The organism is Micromonospora sp. NPDC049047 (genome assembly GCF_040649135.1).
Lineage (GTDB): Bacteria > Actinomycetota > Actinomycetes > Mycobacteriales > Micromonosporaceae > Micromonospora.
This window is the reverse complement of record NZ_JBEZEY010000002.1, coordinates 116,132-135,030: the sequence shown is the minus strand read 5'-3', so window position 1 is coordinate 135,030 and position 18,899 is coordinate 116,132. Positions and strand designations below refer to the sequence as shown.

18 protein-coding genes are annotated in these 18,899 nt (G+C 70.9%); 6 read left to right on the top strand and 12 right to left on the bottom strand.

Going from position 1 to position 18,899, the window contains the following annotated elements; translation table 11 throughout:
* Positions 1 to 77: 77 nt before the first annotated feature.
* Together AB0B86_RS03630 and AB0B86_RS03625 are read right to left on the bottom strand one after the other, a co-directional pair.
* The gene (locus tag AB0B86_RS03630; RefSeq protein WP_357415123.1) at positions 78 to 371 is read right to left on the bottom strand and encodes a WXG100 family type VII secretion target; all 294 of its coding nucleotides are present in this window, start codon (positions 369 to 371) and stop codon (positions 78 to 80) included.
* A gap of 22 nt (positions 372 to 393) precedes the next feature.
* Positions 394 to 714: a WXG100 family type VII secretion target gene (locus AB0B86_RS03625; RefSeq protein ID WP_357404591.1), complete on the bottom strand. Its 321-nt coding sequence runs from the start codon at positions 712 to 714 to the stop codon at positions 394 to 396.
* 509 nt (positions 715 to 1,223) lie between these two features.
* Between AB0B86_RS03625 and eccE the strand changes: the two genes are divergently transcribed.
* From eccE to rarD, 4 genes are all read left to right on the top strand, one after another.
* The gene (eccE, locus tag AB0B86_RS03620; RefSeq protein ID WP_357415609.1) at positions 1,224 to 2,933 is read left to right on the top strand and encodes a type VII secretion protein EccE; all 1,710 of its coding nucleotides are present in this window, start codon (positions 1,224 to 1,226) and stop codon (positions 2,931 to 2,933) included.
* Positions 2,934 to 2,994: 61 nt separating this feature from the next.
* Positions 2,995 to 3,381 carry a phage holin family protein gene (locus tag AB0B86_RS03615; RefSeq protein ID WP_355027384.1) on the top strand — a complete coding sequence of 129 codons (387 nt, stop codon included), beginning with the start codon at positions 2,995 to 2,997 and terminating at the stop codon, positions 3,379 to 3,381.
* A 115-nt stretch (positions 3,382 to 3,496) separates the two neighbouring features.
* Positions 3,497 to 3,985, top strand: a complete 489-nt coding sequence (locus tag AB0B86_RS03610) for a GNAT family N-acetyltransferase (protein ID WP_357415121.1) — start codon at positions 3,497 to 3,499, stop codon at positions 3,983 to 3,985.
* Between the two features lie 4 nt (positions 3,986 to 3,989).
* A complete protein-coding gene (rarD, locus tag AB0B86_RS03605; RefSeq protein ID WP_357404596.1) occupies positions 3,990 to 4,925 on the top strand; it encodes an EamA family transporter RarD in 936 nt (311 codons plus the stop codon).
* A gap of 120 nt (positions 4,926 to 5,045) precedes the next feature.
* Here the strand turns inward: rarD and AB0B86_RS03600 are convergent, their stop codons facing one another.
* Entirely contained in the window at positions 5,046 to 5,753 is a 708-nt protein-coding gene (locus tag AB0B86_RS03600) for a zf-HC2 domain-containing protein (RefSeq protein WP_357415119.1), read from the bottom strand.
* The gene (locus AB0B86_RS03595; RefSeq protein ID WP_030334158.1) at positions 5,750 to 6,244 is read right to left on the bottom strand and encodes a sigma-70 family RNA polymerase sigma factor; all 495 of its coding nucleotides are present in this window, start codon (positions 6,242 to 6,244) and stop codon (positions 5,750 to 5,752) included. The genes AB0B86_RS03600 and AB0B86_RS03595 overlap by 4 nt, the downstream gene beginning before the upstream one ends.
* Before the next feature lie 248 nt (positions 6,245 to 6,492).
* Between AB0B86_RS03595 and AB0B86_RS03590 the strand changes: the two genes are divergently transcribed.
* On the top strand, positions 6,493 to 8,607 hold the full coding sequence (locus AB0B86_RS03590) for a PhoX family phosphatase (protein WP_357415117.1): 2,115 nt from the start codon (positions 6,493 to 6,495) through the stop codon (positions 8,605 to 8,607).
* A 115-nt stretch (positions 8,608 to 8,722) separates the two neighbouring features.
* Here the strand turns inward: AB0B86_RS03590 and AB0B86_RS03585 are convergent, their stop codons facing one another.
* The gene (locus AB0B86_RS03585; RefSeq protein WP_357404602.1) at positions 8,723 to 9,505 is read right to left on the bottom strand and encodes an IclR family transcriptional regulator C-terminal domain-containing protein; all 783 of its coding nucleotides are present in this window, start codon (positions 9,503 to 9,505) and stop codon (positions 8,723 to 8,725) included.
* Between the two features lie 154 nt (positions 9,506 to 9,659).
* Here AB0B86_RS03585 and AB0B86_RS03580 point away from each other — a divergent pair, with 154 nt between their 5' ends.
* Complete coding sequence (locus AB0B86_RS03580) at positions 9,660 to 10,886, top strand: MFS transporter (RefSeq protein WP_357415115.1); 1,227 nt, start codon at positions 9,660 to 9,662, stop codon at positions 10,884 to 10,886.
* 25 nt (positions 10,887 to 10,911) lie between these two features.
* Here the strand turns inward: AB0B86_RS03580 and AB0B86_RS03575 are convergent, their stop codons facing one another.
* The 7 genes from AB0B86_RS03575 to nuoI all read right to left on the bottom strand — a co-directional run bounded on the left by AB0B86_RS03575 (position 10,912) and on the right by nuoI (position 18,898).
* A complete protein-coding gene (locus AB0B86_RS03575; RefSeq protein ID WP_357404606.1) occupies positions 10,912 to 11,997 on the bottom strand; it encodes a polyprenyl synthetase family protein in 1,086 nt (361 codons plus the stop codon).
* 90 nt (positions 11,998 to 12,087) lie between these two features.
* Positions 12,088 to 13,641 (bottom strand): NADH-quinone oxidoreductase subunit NuoN, encoded by a 1,554-nt coding sequence (nuoN, locus tag AB0B86_RS03570; RefSeq protein WP_357404608.1) that lies wholly within the window; start codon positions 13,639 to 13,641, stop codon positions 12,088 to 12,090.
* A complete protein-coding gene (locus tag AB0B86_RS03565; protein WP_357404610.1) occupies positions 13,638 to 15,170 on the bottom strand; it encodes an NADH-quinone oxidoreductase subunit M in 1,533 nt (510 codons plus the stop codon). The genes nuoN and AB0B86_RS03565 overlap by 4 nt, the downstream gene beginning before the upstream one ends.
* Before the next feature lie 64 nt (positions 15,171 to 15,234).
* Positions 15,235 to 17,160 carry an NADH-quinone oxidoreductase subunit L gene (gene nuoL / locus AB0B86_RS03560; RefSeq protein WP_357404612.1) on the bottom strand — a complete coding sequence of 642 codons (1,926 nt, stop codon included), beginning with the start codon at positions 17,158 to 17,160 and terminating at the stop codon, positions 15,235 to 15,237.
* A gap of 12 nt (positions 17,161 to 17,172) precedes the next feature.
* Positions 17,173 to 17,490 carry an NADH-quinone oxidoreductase subunit NuoK gene (gene nuoK, locus AB0B86_RS03555; protein WP_112638712.1) on the bottom strand — a complete coding sequence of 106 codons (318 nt, stop codon included), beginning with the start codon at positions 17,488 to 17,490 and terminating at the stop codon, positions 17,173 to 17,175.
* On the bottom strand, positions 17,490 to 18,260 hold the full coding sequence (locus AB0B86_RS03550) for an NADH-quinone oxidoreductase subunit J (RefSeq protein ID WP_357415113.1): 771 nt from the start codon (positions 18,258 to 18,260) through the stop codon (positions 17,490 to 17,492). The genes nuoK and AB0B86_RS03550 overlap by 1 nt, the downstream gene beginning before the upstream one ends.
* Positions 18,257 to 18,898 (bottom strand): NADH-quinone oxidoreductase subunit NuoI, encoded by a 642-nt coding sequence (gene nuoI, locus AB0B86_RS03545; RefSeq protein WP_357404617.1) that lies wholly within the window; start codon positions 18,896 to 18,898, stop codon positions 18,257 to 18,259. Before nuoI ends, AB0B86_RS03550 begins: the two co-directional genes overlap by 4 nt.
* Position 18,899: the final 1 nt, after the last annotated feature.

Sequence of the window (18,899 nt, the reverse complement as noted above, 5' to 3'; positions counted from 1 at the left end):
TCTGGCCGCCCGGACCGTCGACCCGCGGCGGCCGGGCGGCTGACCGGGACATGGTCAGGGCTCCCGACCCACCCCGTTCACTGGAACAGCCCGGTGTTCTTCTTTTCGGTGTCCAGGTAGTCGGTGGTCGAGTCCTGCACCGCCACCCTGATGTCGCGCAGCATCGCCTGGAGGTCCTGCGAGGCGGACCGCCACCGCGCCTGCCGCTGCTCGTAGGCCTGACGGGCCTCACCCGTCCAGCTCGCCACCAGCGGGGCGGCGTCCCGTTCGAGTTGACCGAGCTGCGAGTCGAGCGTGTTCAGCGCCTTCTGGATGTCCGCGCCGGCCTGCTGGAGCGCGGCGAAGTTGACAACCAGCACACCTTGGTCCATCGGATTTCCCTCCCGAACGGGATCAGAGCGGAAGCTGGATGCCGCCGCGATTGGTGCCGGCAACCCGGCTGGCCGCCTCGTCGTCGGAGACGTCGTACTGCCGGCCGGCGGTGCGGATCGCCCCGGCGGTCTCCCGCAGCGCCCGGTGCAGCGCCGCCTGGTCCTGTGACCACTGCTGCTTGACCTGCTCGAACGACCTGCCACCCGCGCCGCGCCAGGCCTGCTGCAACACCTGCAGCTCGGCCAGCAGGCCGGTGAGCATGGCCTGCAACGACTGGTCCACCTGCTCGAACTTCGCGGCGGTCTGCTGCATCACCGCGGCTTCTGCCTGGGTCTGGGACACCCGGACGTCACCTCGTCTCCCTGATCGCACCGTGGCCGTCTCGACGCGCCCGTCCTGGGAACGCGTCGCTCGCTTGGCCCGGTCGTCGAGCACTGAGACGCGGGTCAGCGATGACTTCGTGGCTGACGGTAGCGGCCTCGTTGCGGTTCTGCTACCCCTGCCGTCTCCCCTGTGGACAACCGCTTGAGCCATCGGTCACTTACGATGTGCTGCAGCCGCGTCGCGGCGTGTGACGGGCCGCCGGCGGGCCGGCCGCCCGACAGGTCCCCACTGGTCGAGGAGGCACGGTGCCGGCGATCACCACCGGAGGGCCGCACCCGGCGACCCCGGTCGGGTCCGGGCCGGACACCATCCGGCGAGCGGCCGGGGCGGGTGAGGCGGCCGGATCGACACGACCCACCGAGGTCAGCCTGGACCCGACCGGCCCGCGCGCACCCCGTCGCCGGTCGGCATCGGACCGCTGGGTTCGGTCCGATCGAAGGGCCGTCGCCGGGGTACGGGCCGGTCAACTGGTCGCCGCGCAGGTCGCGGCGGCGCTCGTGCTCACCACCGTCGGCCGACCGGCACCGCTGATCGTCGTGGCCGCACCGGTAGCCGTGCTGCTGCTGGCGGTCGCCGGGGTCCGGTTCCGGGGCCGCTGGCTCTTCGAGTGGCTGGGCACCGCGGTCGGGCACCTGACCCGCCGTCGGGCGCTCGCCGGCCCGGCCGGAGCTGCCGAGCTGCTCGACCTTGTCGCTCCCGGCACCGTCGTCCGCCCGACGGAGCTGACCGGCGGCCCGGCCGCCGTTCTTGAGGACACCGACGGCATGGTGGCGCTACTGGAGCTCGGCGACCCCGGTGACCTGCTCGGTGACGTGTCCCGGGCGATCCCCGCGCCAACCGCGTTGCTGCCCCCGGCCGGCCCGGACGTGCCCCCGCTGCGGATCCAACTGCTGCTCGCCGGGGCACCGGCGCCGGTGCCGGCAGCGGGCGGCACGGCCGGCACGTCGTACCGGCAGCTCACCGATGGGCGGCTCGCCGGCCGGGAGCGGGCGGTGGTGGCGATCCGGGTGCTACGGGTGGACGGCTGGTCCGAGGAGGACCTGCGCCGGGTGCTCGCCGGCACGGTACGTCGCGTCGTCCGCCGGTTCGGATCGCTTAACGCGCGGCCCCTCGGCGTACCCGCGGCCCTGCGTGTCCTGGCCGAGCTGGCCCACCACGAAGGCCAGCCGGTCCGCGAGTCCTGGCTGGCGCTGCGGTCGGGCACCCTGGTGCAGGCCACCTTCCGGCTGGTCCACTGGCCGGCGGCGGGCGGTGCGGGTGGTCCGCGGCTGGTGCACCGGATGCTCGCCCTGCCGGCGACCGCGACGACTGTGTCGATCACCGCGGGTCCCTCGCCGAGCACCGGTTCCGGCCCGGCGCCGACCGAGCTGACCGTGCGGCTGGCCGCCACGACACCCAGCGAGTTGACCGCCGCCACCGAGGCGCTGCACCGTCTGGTGACCGATCTGGGCGGGGAGTTGCGACGCCTCGACGGCGCACACCTGCCCGGACTGGCCGCGACGCTGCCGCTGGCGCTTGCCGCACCCGGGACGCGGACCCGCATCGCGATGGACGACTGGGAGCTGACCCTCGGCGACGCGGGAATGATGGTCGGCACGAACCGGCACGGCAGGGCCGTCACCGTACGACTCTTCCGGCCGGAGAGCACCTGGGTGCTGCTGGTCGGCGGGGTGCGCGCGGCCCAGTTGGTGACCCTGCGCGCGCTGGCGCTCGGCGCTCTGGTGGTGGTGCAGACCGCACGGCCGCGTGCCTGGGAGCCGTTCGTCCGGGGGGTGGGCGCTCCGGGCGGAACGATTCCGCTGCTCCCGCCCGGTCGACCGGTCGCCGCCGGCGTGGGCACGGCCCTGCGTCCGTTGCTGCTTGTCGTCGACGCCGGGCCGGTGTCGGCCGAGGCCGAGCCGGGTCCGCCGTGGCGGGCCACGCTTGTCGTACGGGACGAGTTGACCCCGGCCGACGTCGACGCGTTGAGTCGGGCCGACCTCGCGTTGCTGCAACCGCTCGACGACACCGAGGCCGCGCTGGCCGGCGCCGCCCTCGGGCTGGGTGGCTCGGCCGAGTGGCTGACCCGGATCCGGGACGACATGGTCGCCGTGGTCAACCGGCGGGCGCTGCGCTGGGCGCTGCTCTCCCCCACGCCGATCGAGTCGCAACTGATCGGTCGGCCCGGCCGCAGCTGATCGGCCCGCATGGTCAACTGGCGGGTTACGTCGGTGCGGGGTCCGTGGCACGATCCCCGCCATGGGTTTTCTGAAAGGTCTGCTGATTCGGCTGGCCAGCACAGCGCTGGCGTTCTGGCTGGCCACACTCCTCATTCCGGGCATCTCGCTGGAGTCTGACTCCGCCGTCGAGACGGTCACCACGCTGCTGCTGGTGGCGGTGATCTTCGGCGTGGTCAACGCGGTCCTCCAACCGGTCATCAAGACCGTCGGCTGTGGCTTCTACCTGTTGACCCTGGGTCTCATCGCGCTCGTGGTGAACGGGCTGCTGTTCCTGCTCACCAGTTGGATCGCCGACCAGGCCGGGCTGCCGTTCACCGTGGACGGGTTCTGGCCGGCCGCAGTGCTCGGTGCCCTGTTCGTGAGCATCGTGACCTGGATCCTCGGCGCCGTCCTCGACCGGGACTGACCGCCCACGGGCCGGCACCGGGCCGGCCCGCCGGGGCTGCCACGACGGCCGGCCAATGACCAGGATCTGGGAATTGGCCGGTCTGGCCGCCCACCTCGGCGGTTAGCGTCGCAGCGTGTTCTCGCTTACCCGCACCGATGGTCATCTGCTCAGCACCGACCCCGCCCGACTCGATCTGGCCCTGGTGCACCTCTGGTTGTCCACCGACGCGTACTGGGCGCTCGGTCGGGATCGGGAGACCACGGCACGGGCGTTCGCCGGCTCGCTGCCGTTCGGCGTCTACCGGCCGGAGGACGACCGGCAGGTGGCGGTGGCCCGGGTGGTCACCGATGGTGCCACCTTCGCGTGGCTCTCCGACGTGTACGTCGACCGTGCCGCCCGGGGCCGCGGGTTGGGCGGCTGGTTGGTCAGCTCGATCCGCGACCACCTCGACGACCTCGGCGTACGCCGGATCCTGCTGACCACACACGACGCGCACGAGGTGTACGCCCGGGTGGGCTTCGCCCCGTTGGACGAGCCGCGGCGGTGGATGCAACTCGACCGGCGCACCCCGGTGACCCCGGTCACCGGAAAGGAGCAACACCGCAGCACGCCCTTACGGTAGCGAGATGACGCCACTTCGCCTGGGATACCTCTACGGCTTCGGCGCGTACCTGCTCTGGGGCTTCTTTCCGCTCTATCTCAGGCTGCTGCGGCCGGCCGGGCCGCTTGAGGTCCTGGCCCACCGGGTCGTCTGGTCGGTGGTCTTCGTGGCCCTGCTGCTCGCGGCGCTGCGCAACGTCGGCTTCCTGCGGGCGCTGGCACGCCGCCCCTGGGCGGTGGCCGGGATCGTCGCCGCCGCCGTGCTGATCGCCGTCAACTGGGGCACCTACATCTACGGGGTCAACTCCGGCCGGGTGGTGGAGACCGCGCTCGGCTACTTCATCAACCCGCTGGTCGTGGTGCTGCTCGGGGTGACGGTGCTGCGGGAGCGGCTCCGCCCGGCGCAGTGGCTGGCGCTGGGCATCGGCGCGTCGGCGGTCGTGGTGCTCACCGTGGACTACGGCCGGCTGCCCTGGCTGGCGTTGACGCTGGCGTTCAGTTTCGCCGGCTACGGCCTGGTCAAGAAGAGGCTCGGACTGCCGGCGGCGGAGGGACTCTTCGTCGAGTCGGCGGTGCTGGCCCTGCCGGCGCTGGGCTACCTGGCCTGGCTCACCAGCCGCGGCCAGTCCACCTTCGGCCACGTCTCGGCCGGGCACACCGCGCTGCTGGTGCTTGCCGGCGCGGCCACCGCGGTCCCCCTGCTGTTGTTCGCCGGGGCGACCAACCGGCTCCCCCTGAGCGGTCTCGGCATGATCCAGTATCTGGCGCCGATCCTTCAGCTCGGCTGCGGCGTGCTGATCTTCCACGAGCCGATGCCGCCGGCCCGCCTCGCCGGTTTCGCGCTGGTCTGGCTCGCCCTCATCGTCTTCACCGCAGATGCCGTCCGCAGCTCCCGCCGAACCCGGTCCCGCCGCCCCGACCCTGCGGCCGATCATGGTGTTGTGGTGCCCGCCCAGCCCTAGTTTCGGGCGGTTTGTCACCCACCACAACTCCATGATCGACGCGGCCCGAGGGTGGGGCCCGGGGGTGGGGCCCGGGGGTGGGGGTGGGGGTGGGGGTGGGGGTGGGGGTGGGGGTGGGGGTTATGGGACGGCGTAGGTGAGGATGGGTGTGCCGTCGGCCCGTTGGAGTTCCACGCTCACCAGCTCGGCATCGGTGAACCTGGTGGCACCGCTGACCTGGAGGGCGTCGCCCGGCGCGGCCAGCCAGGAGCCGATCTGTTCGCTGGCGCCACTCGGGCCGTGGGCCACCAGCCGGAACGGGTACGCCTTGCCGTAGCTGGCCCGGGCGTCGTACCCGCAGCGCATGGTCACCTGGGTGCCCCACTTGGTGCCGACGAGCCCGATGTCGGCGTGCACCGGCCCGGTGCTGGCCACCGGACGCATGGCGACCATCGACACCTGCGGCGTCGGCGTGCCCTGGGCGACGGGCGGCCCAACGGGCCGGGGCAGCACCATCGCGGTGCCCACACCGACAAGCACGGCCAGCCCGGCGGCGGCAAGCGTGGTCAGCGCGTACCGTCGCCGGTCCGTGGCGCGATCCCGACGCCGGCGACGCCGGGCCTCGTCGAGCAGGGTGGGCACCCGGGGCGGGGCCGGTGGCGGCAGGATCTGCTCCAACCCCACCGGGTCGAGCCGGCCGAGCAACCCGGGCAGGACGGCGATCTCGGCGACCGCCTCCCGGCAGGACGCGCAGCCGCCAAGGTGCCGTTCGTAGGCCGCCCGCTCCGCGGGGGCCAGGGCACCCAGCACGTACGCGCCGTCGTCGTGCGCGAACTCGCACCGGGTCATCCCGTCACTCCCATCTCAGCCAGGACCAACCGTAGGGACCGCAGCGCGTAGTGGGTGCGGGACTTCACGGTCCCCGGTGGCACGCCCAGGCGGGAGGCCGCCTCGGCCACCGACCGTCCCTGGTAGAAACACTCGACGAGCACTTCCCGGTGGGTCGGGCTGAGCCGGTTGAGCGCCTCGGCGACGGTCCACGCCTCCACCGCCCGCTCGGCCTCGTCGATAACCTCGGGCGGCTCGGGCAGGTCGTCGGTGAAGACCTCGCCGACCCGGGTGGACCGCCGCCGCCAGGCGTCGATCGCCAGGTTGCGGGCGGTGGTGAAGAGCCAGGACCGCACCGATCCGCGCCGGGGGTCGAGTGACTCCGGATGTCGCCAGGCCCGCAACAGCGTCTCCTGCACCAGGTCCTCGGCTCGCTGCCGATCGCCGTTGACCAGCCGCAGGGCATGCGCGTACAGCGCCTCCGCGTGCTCGTCGTGCAGCGCGCGCAGCAGTTGGGCGTCGTGGTCGCTGATGGCGGTCTCCCTCGCTTCCGGCGCGCGTCCGGCGGTGCGTCCGCTCGGGAATACGTGCGGTCACGCCGATCGGTTCAGCCCGAGGTCAGACCGGTTACCCGCGGTAGCCGCCCGGGGAGGTGTTCACTGCCGGTTCACATCGTGGCCGACGCGCGCTCACCACGTCCTCCTACCGTCCGCCTGGTACGCCGCCTGCCGCGCCACCGACTCCTCTGGAGGCTTCCCCCATGAGCGACCGTCCCCGGCTGCTGCCGCTGCTGACCGGCAGCCGCCACGGCACCCGTGACGCCATGACCTGCCTGTACCGCTGCGGAAACGCCTGCGACCACCCGGTCCCGAACACCTCCGACAACGCGTACTTCGGCGACGTGGTGAGCGCGGAGGTCTCGCGGCGCGGAGTGGTCCGGGCCGGCGCGGTCGGCGCGCTGGTCCTCGGCTTCGGCGGCGCCGTTGCCGGGGCGGCCCCGGCCCTGGCGGCCCCCGCCACCCCGGACGTCCCGGAGGCATTCGGATTCGGCCGGGCCGGCACCGGAGTGGGCAACGGCGCGCTGACCTTCAAGCCGATCCCACCGAACAAGCTGGACACCCTTGTCGTGCCGAACGGCTACGACCATGCCGTGGTGATCAAGTGGGGGGACCCGGTGCTGCCGGGTGCGCCGACGTTCGACCTGCACCACCAGAGCGCCGCGGCGCAGTCCAAGCAGTTCGGCTACAACAACGACTTCGTGGGCGTGCTGCCGCTTGACAAGCAGGGCCGGCGCGCACTGCTCGTGGTCAACCACGAGTACACGAACGAGGACCTGATGTTCCCCGGATTCCCCGGCCTGGACGGGCTCTCCGTCGAGCAACTTCGCACCACGATGGCCGCGCACGGCATGTCGGTGGTGGAGCTGGAGCGGGTCGCGGGCACCGGGCAGTGGCAGCCGGTCGACGCGGGCCGCCGGCCGTACAACCGCCGGATCACCGCGCTGAGCACCAAGTTCGACCTGACCGGCCCGGCCGCCGGTTCGGCGTGGCTGAAGACCGCCGCCGACCCCAAGGGTCGTACTGTCGTCGGCACGCTCAACAACTGCGCCGGTGGCGTGACCCCGTGGGGCACTGTGCTGTCCGGCGAGGAGAACTTCAACCAGTACTTCGTGGGCGCCGACGCCGCCCCGGCCGAGCTGAAGCCGAAGCTGGACCGCTACGGCATCGGCACCGCGAGCCGTTACCCCAGCGGCAGCCGCAGGTGGGAGCGCGCCGACGAACGCTTCGACCTGGCCAGGCACCCCAACGAGGCGCACCGGTTCGGCTGGATCGTCGAGATCGACCCGTTCGACCCGGAGAGCCGCCCACGCAAGCACACCGCGATGGGCCGGTTCAAGCACGAGGGCGCGAACGTCATCGTCGCCAGGGACGGCCACGTGGTCGCGTACATGGGCGACGACGAGCGGTTCGACTACCTGTACAAGTTCGTCTCGGATCAGAAGTTCCTCAAGGGCAACTCCTGGGCGGCCCGCAAGCACAACCTGACCCTGCTGGAATCCGGCACGCTCTACGTGGCCAAGCTCGACCAGACGAGCGCCGCCGAGATCGACGGCTCGGGCCAGCTTCCCACCGACGGCGCGTTCAACGGCCGGGGTCGCTGGATCAAGCTGGTCAGCGGCAACCGGTCGTTCGTCGACGGGATGACCGCCGCGGACGTGCTCACCTTCACCCGGCTCGCCGGTGACAAGGTCGGCGCGACCAAGATGGACCGCCCCGAGGACGTGGAGCCGAGCCAGCTCACCGGCAAGGTGTACGTGGCGCTCACCAACAACACCGACCGCGGTAAGGCCGGCAAGGCCGCCGCGGACGAGGCCAACCCGCGCAACGCCAACAAGCACGGGCAGATCCTGGAGCTGGTCGAGGACCGCAACGACAACACCGCCGAGACCTTCGCCTGGTCGCTGCCGATCGTCTGCGGTGACCCGACCGACCCGTCGACCTTCTTCGCCGGGTACGACAAGACCAGCGTCTCGCCGATCTCCTGCCCGGACAACGTCGCCTTCGACGCCACCGGCAACCTGTGGATCTCCACAGACGGCAACGCGCTGGGCAGCAACGACGGCCTGTTCGCCACCGCCGTCGAGGGTCCGGAGCGGGGTCACCTCAAGCAGTTCCTGACCGTACCGGTCGGCGCGGAGACCTGTGGGCCGTTCATCACCGGCGACAACCGCTCGGTCTTCGTCGCCGTGCAGCACCCGGGTGAGATCACCGGCGCCTCGGTGGAGAACCCGGCCTCGAACTGGCCCGACGGTGACTACGCCAAGCCGGGTGTGGTGGTCACCTGGCGTCTCGACGGTGGCCCGGTGGGCAGCTGACGGTGCCGCCGCGGGCGGTGGACCGCTGAACGTCACTCACGGCGGGTCCGGCGCTGGACCGCCACGAGAGGCCCTCTCCCAGCCCGGGAGAGGGCCTCTCGCCGTCGGTGCGGGGTCAGGTGTCGGCGGCGATGCCGTCGGCGACGCTCCGGGCGACGGTGAGCAGTTTGGCGCGGACCACCCGGGCGGAGGTCATCATCTCGCTGGCCGGCAACGCGCAGGCCAGCACGACGCGGCGCTCCATGTCCTTGTCCGGCGCGACGAGCACCGCCGCGCACGCCACCCCCTGCCGGAACTGACCCAGCTCCAACTGCATGCCGCGCCGGTCACCGGCGGCCAGATCGGCCTCGAACGCCTCGGTCGTGGTGAGCGTGGCGTTGGTGAACTGACGCATGCCGTACTCCCGCAGGTAGCGGTAGCGCTGATCGGCGGTCAGGGTGGCGAGCAGCGACTTGCCGAGAGCCGTCGCGTGCGCCCCCTCGTCGAAGCCGGGGACCAGGTCCTCCAGGTAGGGCGAGCGGTGGCCCTCGGCGACTGCCGTGAGCGCCACCTGCCCACCGACGAAGCGACCCAGGAAGTGGCTGTAGCCGGTGTCCAGAGCGGCCCGCCGGAGCGTCTCACCGACCACTGGCGGGCCGCGGAACGCGGTGACCAGCTCCCGGTAGCGGTCGGCCACCTCCAACCCCACGATGTACGTGCCGTCCTCGCGACGGATCACGTAGCCCTCGTAGGCGAGCGTGCGGACCAGGTGGTAGGTGGTGGCCACGGTCAGCTCGCACCGTCGGGCGATCTGCTTGACCGTCAGGCCTTTCGGGGCACGACCGACCGACTCCAGCACCCGCAGCGCTCGGGACACGCTGCGAATCAGGTCCGAAGGTTCTGCCAAGGGGTCGCGCACAACCACCTCCGCCGCCGGGGACTTACACCATATGAAATACAGGCCCACTGCGAAATGCCTGTTCGGGTGGAGGATGCCAGATCATCACCCACAGCGTGTACCCCGGTAGTCACCAAGCGTTGCCCGAGCAGGGTTCACGTAGCTTTGCCGGACGATGACAAACACCGTCTCCACCTCCGACCTGACAGTCGTCCGCCCCCACCCGGTACGGGCCAGCGCCGGCGCGGTCGCCACCACAGTGGCCTGCGTGCTGCCCGTCTTCCTGCTCGGCGGTCTCGCCGTGCAGATGGGCGCGGACCTCGGTTTCTCCCCGGCCGGTCTCGGCCTGGCCGTGGCCGTCTACTTCGGGGTCAGCGCGCTGGCCTCGGTACCCTCCGGCCGGCTCGTCGAGCGGTACGGGCCGGCCCTGGTGGCCCGCTGCGGCATCGTGCTGGCCGCCGGGTCGATGCTGGCGGTGGCCGCTCTCGCCCGGTCGTATCCGGCGCTTGTCGGCCTGCTGGCGGTAAGCGCCGCCGCGAACGCGCTCGGCCAGTTGGCGAGCAACACGGCGCTGGCCCAGCACGTACCGGCCCGACGGCAGGGGTTGTCGTTCGGCGTGAAACAGGCCGCCATCCCCGCCTCCACCCTGCTGGCCGGGGCGGCGGTGCCCGTCTTCGCGCTCACCGTCGGCTGGCGCTGGGCGTTCGTGGCTGCCGCCGGGGCCGCGCTGACGACGCTGCCCGCCGTACCCCGGCAGTTGCCCGGCCCGGCGCGGCGGACCGGAGCGGCGCGTGCGGGCCGGGCGACGATGGCGCTCGTGGTGCTCGGCGCGGCGGCGACGTTCGCCGCTGCCGCCGCCAACGCGCTCGGCACCTTCCTTGTCGACTCCGCCGCGGCTCGGGGTCTCCCGCCCGGCCTGGCCGGTCTCACCCTGACCATGGGCGGCGCGGTGTGCCTGGCGGCCCGGGTGGGCGCCGGCTGGTCTGCCGACCGGCGCGACACCGGTCACGTCGCCGTCATCGCCGCGATGCTTGTCGTCGGCGCGGCCGGGCTGGCCCTGCTCGCGTGGGCCGGCCCGGTGCCGCTGGTGGCCGGCGTGCTGCTCGGGTTCGGCCTGGGGTGGGCCTGGCCCGGCCTGATGACCTTCGCGGTGGTCCGGCTCCACCCGCAGTCACCGGCCACCGCCACCTCGATCACCCAGACCGGGGTGTACGCGGGCGGCTGCCTCGGCCCGCTGAGCCTGGGCCCACTCGCCGCCCACCTCGGCTACCCCGCCATGTGGACCACGGCGGCGGTGGCGATGCTGCTCGCCGCCGCCCTCATGCTCGCCGGCAGTCGGCTGTTGACCGCCGACGGTGGTCAGGGTGGGGTGACCCGGTCAGACGGCGTGGTGCCCCGGTAGCGGCCCGAGCGGACGGGGTGCGCCCTCAGCTGGTGCGGTCGGCGATGTAGTCGCAGAGCGACTCGAGCGCCTGTCGGGACGGGCCCTGCGGGAGTGGGGCCAGTCGCGCCCGGGCGTCCTCGGCGTAACTGCGCACTGTCTCCCGGGCGCGCTTGAGGGCCGGGCTCTCCCGCAGCAGCCCCAACGCCTCGGCGTGCAGCGCGTCGTCGGTGAGCGGGCCGGTCGCGAGGATCTCCCGCAGCCGCATCGAGGACGCGTCGGCGTCGTCCGCCGCGCGGGCGTAGAGCACCGGCAACGTCGGGACACCCTCGCGCAGGTCCGTGCCGGGCGTCTTGCCCGACTGACCCGACTCGGAGGCGATGTCGAGCAGGTCATCGGTGAGCTGGAAGGCGACGCCGATCGTCTCGCCGTACCCGGCGAGGGCCTCCACGTGCTCCGGAGCGGCGCCACCGAACATGCCGCCAAACCGGATCGACGTGGCGATCAGCGAGCCGGTCTTGTCGGAGATCACGTTCAGGTAGTGGGTCACCGGGTCGTCCTCGGCGCGCGGCCCCACGGTCTCCGCGATCTGGCCGTGCACCAGCCGGGCGAAGGTGCGCGCCTGCAACCGGACCGCCTCCGGGCCCAGATCGGCGGCGATGTCCGCCGCGCGGGCGAAGAGGTAGTCACCGACCAGGATGGCGAGCGAGTTGGTCCAGCGGGAGTTCGCACTCGGCGCACCCCGACGGACGACTGCCTCGTCCATCACGTCGTCGTGGTAGAGGGTGGCGAGGTGCGTGAGCTCCATCACCACAGCGGCCGGGACCACCTGCGCGCTGCCGGGGTCACCGAACTGGGCACCGAGCGCCACCAGCAGCGGCCGGAAGCGCTTCCCGCCGGCTTCCAGCAGATGCCGGGCAGCCTCGGTGACGAACGGGTCGGCGCTTGCCACACTGGCTCGCAACTCGACCTCGACCGTGTCCAGCACACCCAGCACGGACGCCTCGACGCGGGGATCGGCGAGGTGGAGCCCGAGCGCGCCGAACTGACTCGTGCTCGCCCGACCCCGCCGACCGCCGGAGCCGGAGGAAACTGAACGCTCGCCCGCCGGATTCACCACGCTATCAACCATGCCACACCCGTTCTACCTGCTCCGGGTCGGGGATACGCACCGGGGGTCGGCACGTGGACACGCGCCGACCCCCGGTGATCGATCCCTCGGTCATCTAACGAATTCGGCGGCTCCGGTGGCCAGATCGAGCAACGGCGCCGGGGCGACGCCCAGCACCAGGGTCGCCAGCACACCGATCATCAACGCGGCAGCGGTGAGCCCACCGGGCACCATGACGGTCGGGGTGGACTCGCCCGGCTCGGACAGCCACATCATCACCACGACCCGCAGGTACGGGAACGCGAGCACCATGCTGGTCAGCACACCGGCGATCACCAGCCAGGTCTGCCCACCCTCCAGCGCCGGCCCGAAGACCGCGAACTTGCTCATGAAGCCGCTTGTCAACGGGATACCGGCGAAGGCCAGCAGGATGAAGGTGAACAGGCCGGCGAAGAACGGCGAGCGGCGGCCCAGCCCGGCCCACCGGGACAGGTGGGTGGCCTCCCCGTCGGAGTCGCGCACCAGGGTCACCACCGCGAACGCGGCAAGCACCGAGAAGCCGTACGCGACCAGGTAGAACATCGTGCCGGCCAGCCCGTCGCGGCTCGGCGCCAACACCCCGACCAGCAGGTAGCCGGCGTTGGCGATCGAGGAGTACGCGAGCAGCCGCTTGATGTCGGTCTGGGTGACCGCGAGCACCGCGCCGAGCAGCATGGTCAGCACCGCCACCACCCCGAGGACCGGGGTGAAGTCCCAGTTGGCGTCGGCGAACGCGACGTGGAAGACGCGCAGCAGGGCACCGAACGCGGCGACCTTGGTGCAGGCCGCCATGAAACCGGTGACCGGGGTCGGCGCACCCTGGTACACGTCCGGGGTCCAGACGTGGAACGGTGCCGCCGCGGCCTTGAAGAGCAGGCCGATGGCGAGCAGCGCCATACCGGCGAAGAGCAGCACCCGGCTGGCCGGCGACTCGCTCACCGCCGCGTTGATGGTGGCGAAGTCGACGCCGGCCACCCGGCCCGGGATACCGGCGGTGAAGCCGTAGATCAGGGCCACGCCGAACAGGAAGAAGGCGGAGGCGTACGCGCCGAGCAGGAAGTACTTCATCGCGGCCTCCTGACTCAGCAGGCGGCGGCGACGGGCCAGCGCGCAGAGCAGGTAGAGCGGCAGGGAGAAGACTTCAAGCGCGATGAACATGGTCAGCAGGTCGTTCGCCGCCACGAAGATCAGCATGCCGCCGATCGCGAACGTGGTGAGCGGGTAGACCTCGGTGAGGCCGTTGCGGCCCTCGGCCTGCCGCCGGTCGTCGGCCGACTCGGCGGTCACCGCCGCCTGGGCGACGAACGCCCCACCCAGCTCGACCGAGCGGTCACCGATCAGCAGCAGCGCCATCGCGGCCAGCACCAGGATCGCGCCCTGGAGGAACAGCGTCGGGCCGTCGATCGCGAGGGCCTGGCCGGCGGTGATCATCCGCTCGTCCGCGTTGAGCACCACCATGGTCAACGCCGCGAGCACCGCGAGCAGCGCCAGCGTCAACTGCACGACGTGCCGCCAGCGCCGGGGCACGAGGGCCTCGACCAGCACGCCGAGCAGGGCGGTGCCCAACATGATCAGGATCGGGGAGAGCGCCGCGTAGTCGATCGACGGCAGTTTGAAATCGGTCACTTTGCCGCCTCCTGGACGGTGCCGACCGACGGGGCCGGGTCGGTTCTGCCGATGTCGTCCATTGTCGCCTGGACGGCCGGGTTGATCACATCAGTGACCGGCTTGGGGAAGAAGCCGAGCAGCACGATCAGTGCGATAAGTGGCGCGACCACTACCTTCTCGCGCAGGTTGAGGTCCCGCCGCATGCCGTCGACCTCGGTGAGTGTCGGGTTGAGCGTGCCCTGGGTGGTGCGCTGCACCATCCACAGCACGTACGCGGCGGCCAGGATGATGCCGAGCGTGGCGATGATCGCGACCGGCTTGTTCACAGTGAAGGTGCCGATCAGCACCAGGAACTCGGAGATGAACGGCGCCGTACCGGGCAGCGCGAGCGAGGCGAGACCGGCGAAGAAGAGCACCCCGGCGAGCACCGGGACCAGCTTGCCCGCCCCACCGAAGTCGCTGATCAGGGCCGACCCACGCCGGGAGATCAACATACCCACCACCAGGAACAGCAGGCCGGTGGCCAGCCCGTGGTTGAGCATGTAGAGCACCGCGCCGGTGCCGGCCTGGGTGGTGAAGGCGAAGATACCCACCCCGATGAAACCGAAGTGCGCGATCGAGGTGTACGACACCAGCCGCTTGAGGTCGTTCTGACCGACCGCCAGCAGCGCCGCGTAGACGATGCCGATCACGCCCAACGCCAGCGCCCACGGCGCGAACCACTTCGACGCCTCCGGGAACAGCGGCAGGCAGTAGCGCAGGATGCCGAACGTGCCGACCTTGTCCAGCACCCCGACGAGCAGGGCCGCGGCACCCGCCGGGGCCGCGCCACCAGCGTCCGGCAACCAGGTGTGGAACGGGAAGAACGGCGCCTTGATGGCGAACGCGAGGAAGAAGCCGAGGAACAGCCACCGCCCGGTGCCGGTGCTGATGTCGACCTCCGACAGCGCCTGCCAGTCGAAGGTCTTGCCACCGACCACCCACAACCCGATCACGGCGGCCAGCATGAACAGACCACCGACGAGCGAGTAGAGGAAGAACTTCACCGCCGCGTACTGCCGCTGGTGGCCGCCGTAGCTGCCGATCAGGAAGTACATCGGGACCAGCATGACCTCGAAGAACACGTAGAACAGGAAGACGTCGGCGGCCGCGAAGACACCGATCATCGTGCATTCGAGGACCAGCAGCAGTGCGAAGTAGACAGGCACCGACCGCTTCGACGACTCCGCGTCATGCCAGGAGGCCAGGATCACCAGCGGCACCAGCACCGCGATCAGCATCAGCATCACCAACGCGATGCCGTCGGCGGCGAAGGTGAAGCTGACGCCCCAGTCCGGGATCCACGAGTACGACTCGCGGAACTGGAACCGGTCACCGCCGGCCTTGAAGCTGACCCACATCACCACCGAGAGCACCAGCACCAGCAGTGACCAGACGAACGCCACCTGCTTGGCCAGCTCCGGCCGATGGCGCGGCAGGAAGGCCACCACCAGGGCGCCCACCAGTGGCGCCACGGTGAGCACCGAGAGGAACGGGAAGTTGGACATTATGCGGCCTTACCTCCGTCGTCACTGCGTGGTCCGCCGGCGGGGGCGGCCGGGAACAGGTCGATCACGCCAACCACCCCGCCTGCACCGCCAGGAACGCCGCCATCACCAGCAGCGCACCGGCCAGGATCGAGGTGGCGTACGAGCGGACGAAACCGGTCTGCATCCGCCGGAGCCGACCCGAGCCACCGCCGACCGCGGCGGCGAGCCCGTTGACCAGCCCGTCGACACCCCGGTTGTCGAGGTAGACGAGCGCCCGGGTGAGGAAGATGCCCGGCTTCTCGAAGACCGCCTCGTTCACCGCGTCCGCGTACAGGTTGCGCCGGGCGGCGGTGACGAGCACCCCGGCCGGCTGCGGTGCGGTGGCCGTGCCGGCCCGGAACAAGAACCAGGCCAGCCCTGCGCCGAGCACCGTCACCAGCAGCGACAGCGTGGTGATCACAGCGTGCGAGAGGACCGGCCCGTGTTCCGCGTGCTCGTCGCCCAGGCCGGCGGTCGCCGTCAGCCAGTCGGGCACCGACGTGGAGAGCAGGAAACCGGCACCGACCGATCCGGCGGCCAGCAGGATCAGCGGGACGGTCATCAGCTTCGGCGACTCGTGCGGGTGCTCGATGTCGTCGGTCCAGCGCTTCGGGCCGTGGAAGGTGAGCACGAACAGTCGGGTCATGTAGAACGCGGTGAGCCCCGCACCGAGCAGCGCCGCCCCGCCGAAGAGCCAGGCGGTCCAGTCGTCCCGCTCGAAGGCGGCCACGATGATCGGCTCCTTGGAGAAGAAGCCGGAGAACGGGAACATGCCGATGATGGCCAGCCAGCCCATCATGAAGGTCAGCCAGGTGACCTTCATGTACGTCGACAGCCCACCGAAGCGGCGGATGTCGACCTGGTCCTTCATCCCGTGCATCACCGAACCGGCGCCCAGGAACATGTTGGCCTTGAAGAAGCCGTGCGCCAGCAGGTGCACGATGGCCAGCGCGTACGCACCGCCACCCAGGCCGACCCCGAGGAACATGTAGCCGATCTGACTCACCGTCGACCAGGCGAGCACCCGCTTGATGTCGTCCTTGGCCGCGCCGATGATGCAGCCCATCAGCAGCGTCAGCGCGCCGACACTCACCACCACGAGCTGGAGCGTCGAGTTGGCGGAGAAGATCGGGTTGGACCGGGCGATCAGGTAGACGCCCGCGGTGACCATGGTGGCGGCGTGGATGAGCGCCGACACCGGGGTGGGGCCCTCCATCGCGTCCGGCAGCCATGCCTGGAGCGGGAACTGGCCGGACTTGCCGGCCGCACCGAGCAGCAGCAACAGGCCGAGGACCAGCACGGTGGCGCCGGTGAGCGAGCCGACCCCGTTGAACACCTCGTCGTACTGGGTGGTGCCCAGGGTGGCGAACATGATGAAGATCGCGATGGCCAGGCCGGCGTCGCCGACCCGGTTCATCAGGAACGCCTTCTTGCCGGCGGTGGCCGCGCTCGGCCGCTCGTACCAGAAGGAGATCAGCAGGTACGACGCCAGACCGACGCCCTCCCAGCCGACGTAGAGCATCACGTAGTTGTTGCCGAGCACCAGCAGCAGCATCGCCGCGACGAACAGGTTGAAGTACGCGAAGAACCGGCGACGGCCGGCGTCGTGCGCCATGTACTCCACCGCGTACAGGTGGATCAGGAAGCCCACCCCGGTGATCAGCAGCACGAAGACCGCGGCCAGCGGGTCGAACAGCAGGCCGAAGTCGACCCGCAACTCACCGACCGCGATGAAGTCCCAGAGGCTCAGCTCGACCGACTTGTTTTCCAGGCCGCGAAGCTGGAGGAAGGACGTCAGGCCGAGCACGAACGCGGCACCGATGGCGGTGACGCCCAACCAGTGCCCCCAGCGGTCGGCCCGGCGGCCGAGCAGCAGCAGGATGGCCGCGCTGAGCAGCGGGATCGCCACCAGCAGCCAGACGCCCCCGAGCAGCCCCGTGGCCTGGGCGTATTCCACAGTCTCTTCCACCGGTGGACCCCTCTAGTACTTGAGCAGGTTGGCGTCGTCGACACTCGCCGAGCGTCGCGTCCGGAAGATGGACATGATGATCGCGAGCCCGACCACGACCTCGGCCGCCGCCACCACCATCACGAAGAACGCCATGATCTGACCGTTGAGATCACCGTTGATCCGGCTGAAGGTGACCAGCGTCAGGTTGGCCGCGTTGAGCATCAGCTCCACGCACATGAACAGCACGAGCGCGTTGCGTCGGACCAGCACCCCGGCGGCGCCGATGGTGAACAGCACCGCGGCGAGAACGAGGTAGTAGGTCGGCTCGACCGAGAAGAACGATTCCATTACTTGTCCGTCCCCTTCAGCGAGGTCTCTTCGGCGGTCAGCTCACGCTGCGGAAGGATCGCCGGGGTGCTGCGGTCGGTGAGCCGGCCGTCGGGCAGCCGGGCGGGGGTGGCCACCGAAGAGGAGGTCGCGAAGACGCCGGGGCCCGGCTTCGGACCGGGGTAGTTGCCCGGGGCGAAGCGCGCCCGCATCGTCGACACCTGGTCGACCTTGTCCTGCTTACGCCGCTCGACGTGGGCCAGCACCATGGCACCGACCGCCGCCGTGATCAGCAGTGCCGAGGTCAACTCGAACGCGAAGACGTACTTGGTGAACAGCAGCCGGGCGATGCCCTGCACGTTCCCCTCCGCGTTGGCCTGCTCCAGCCCGACCGCGGGGGTGCCGTCAAGCGCCTGGTAGAGGCCGGTGGCGACCAGGCCGGCGAAGCCCAGGCCGAGCACGATCGCGGCGACCCGCTGGCCGCGCAGCGTCTCGATCAGCGAGTCGGTGGAGTCCCGACCGACGAGCATCAGCACGAAGAGGAACAGCATCATGATCGCGCCGGTGTAGACGATGATCTGCACCATGCCGATGAACGGACCGGCCTGGAGCACGTAGAACACGCCCAGACAGAGCATGGTCAGCACCAGCCACAGCGCCGAGTGCACGGCGTTGCGCGCGGCCACCATCCCGATCCCGCCGATGAGCGCGAGCGGGGCGAGGATCCAGAAGGTGACCGCCTCGCCGCCGGACACCGAGCCGGCGGCGGCGAGCACCGTAGACGTGGTCATGCTTGCTCTCCCTTGCCGGCCGCCGCGCGCTGGGCGGCCTGCTCGGCGCCCGGGAACGTCACGCCGGGGTGCTCCTCGACCTGGTAGCGGCCGGGACCCATCGGGGACGTCTCCGCACCGGCGGAGGTGCCCGGGTTGTCGAGCGCGCCGACGTAGTAGTCCTTCTCGCTGTCCCCGAGCCGCATCGGGTGCGGCGGCTGCTCCATGCCCTCGAGCAGCGGCGCGAGCAACTGCTCCTTGGTGAAGATCAGGTCCTGCCGGTTGTCCCGGGCCAGCTCGTACTCGTTGCTCATGGTGAGCGACCGGGTCGGGCAGGCCTCGATGCACAGTCCGCAGAAGATGCACCGGGCGTAGTTGATCTGGTAGATGCTGGCGTACCGCTCACCCGGCGAGAAGCGCTGCTCGTCGGTGTTGTCGCCACCCTCGACGTAGATCGCGTCCGCCGGGCAGGCCCAGGCGCACAGCTCGCAGCCGATGCACTTCTCCAGGCCGTCCGGGTGCCGGTTGAGGATGTGCCGCCCGTGGTAGCGCGGCGCCGACACCGGCGGCTTGAACGGGTAGTCGGTCGTGACGACCTTCCTGAACATGTGCGAGAAGGTGACACCGAATCCCTTGAACGTTCCGGTGATCGCGCCCACG

Coding starts and splice junctions, on each gene's coding strand:
- AB0B86_RS03630 (WP_357415123.1), bottom strand. CDS start 371: ATGGACCAAGGTGTGCTGGTTGTCAACTTCGCCGCGCTCCAGCAGGCC.
- AB0B86_RS03615 (WP_355027384.1), top strand. CDS start 2,995: ATGGGTTTTCTGAAAGGTCTGCTGATTCGGCTGGCCAGCACAGCGCTG.
- rarD (WP_357404596.1), top strand. CDS start 3,990: ATGACGCCACTTCGCCTGGGATACCTCTACGGCTTCGGCGCGTACCTG.
- nuoK (WP_112638712.1), bottom strand. CDS start 17,490: ATGGAATCGTTCTTCTCGGTCGAGCCGACCTACTACCTCGTTCTCGCC.
- AB0B86_RS03565 (WP_357404610.1), bottom strand. CDS start 15,170: ATGTCCAACTTCCCGTTCCTCTCGGTGCTCACCGTGGCGCCACTGGTG.
- AB0B86_RS03590 (WP_357415117.1), top strand. CDS start 6,493: ATGAGCGACCGTCCCCGGCTGCTGCCGCTGCTGACCGGCAGCCGCCAC.
- AB0B86_RS03550 (WP_357415113.1), bottom strand. CDS start 18,260: ATGACCACGTCTACGGTGCTCGCCGCCGCCGGCTCGGTGTCCGGCGGC.
- AB0B86_RS03600 (WP_357415119.1), bottom strand. CDS start 5,753: ATGACCCGGTGCGAGTTCGCGCACGACGACGGCGCGTACGTGCTGGGT.
- AB0B86_RS03575 (WP_357404606.1), bottom strand. CDS start 11,997: ATGGTTGATAGCGTGGTGAATCCGGCGGGCGAGCGTTCAGTTTCCTCC.
- AB0B86_RS03580 (WP_357415115.1), top strand. CDS start 9,660: ATGACAAACACCGTCTCCACCTCCGACCTGACAGTCGTCCGCCCCCAC.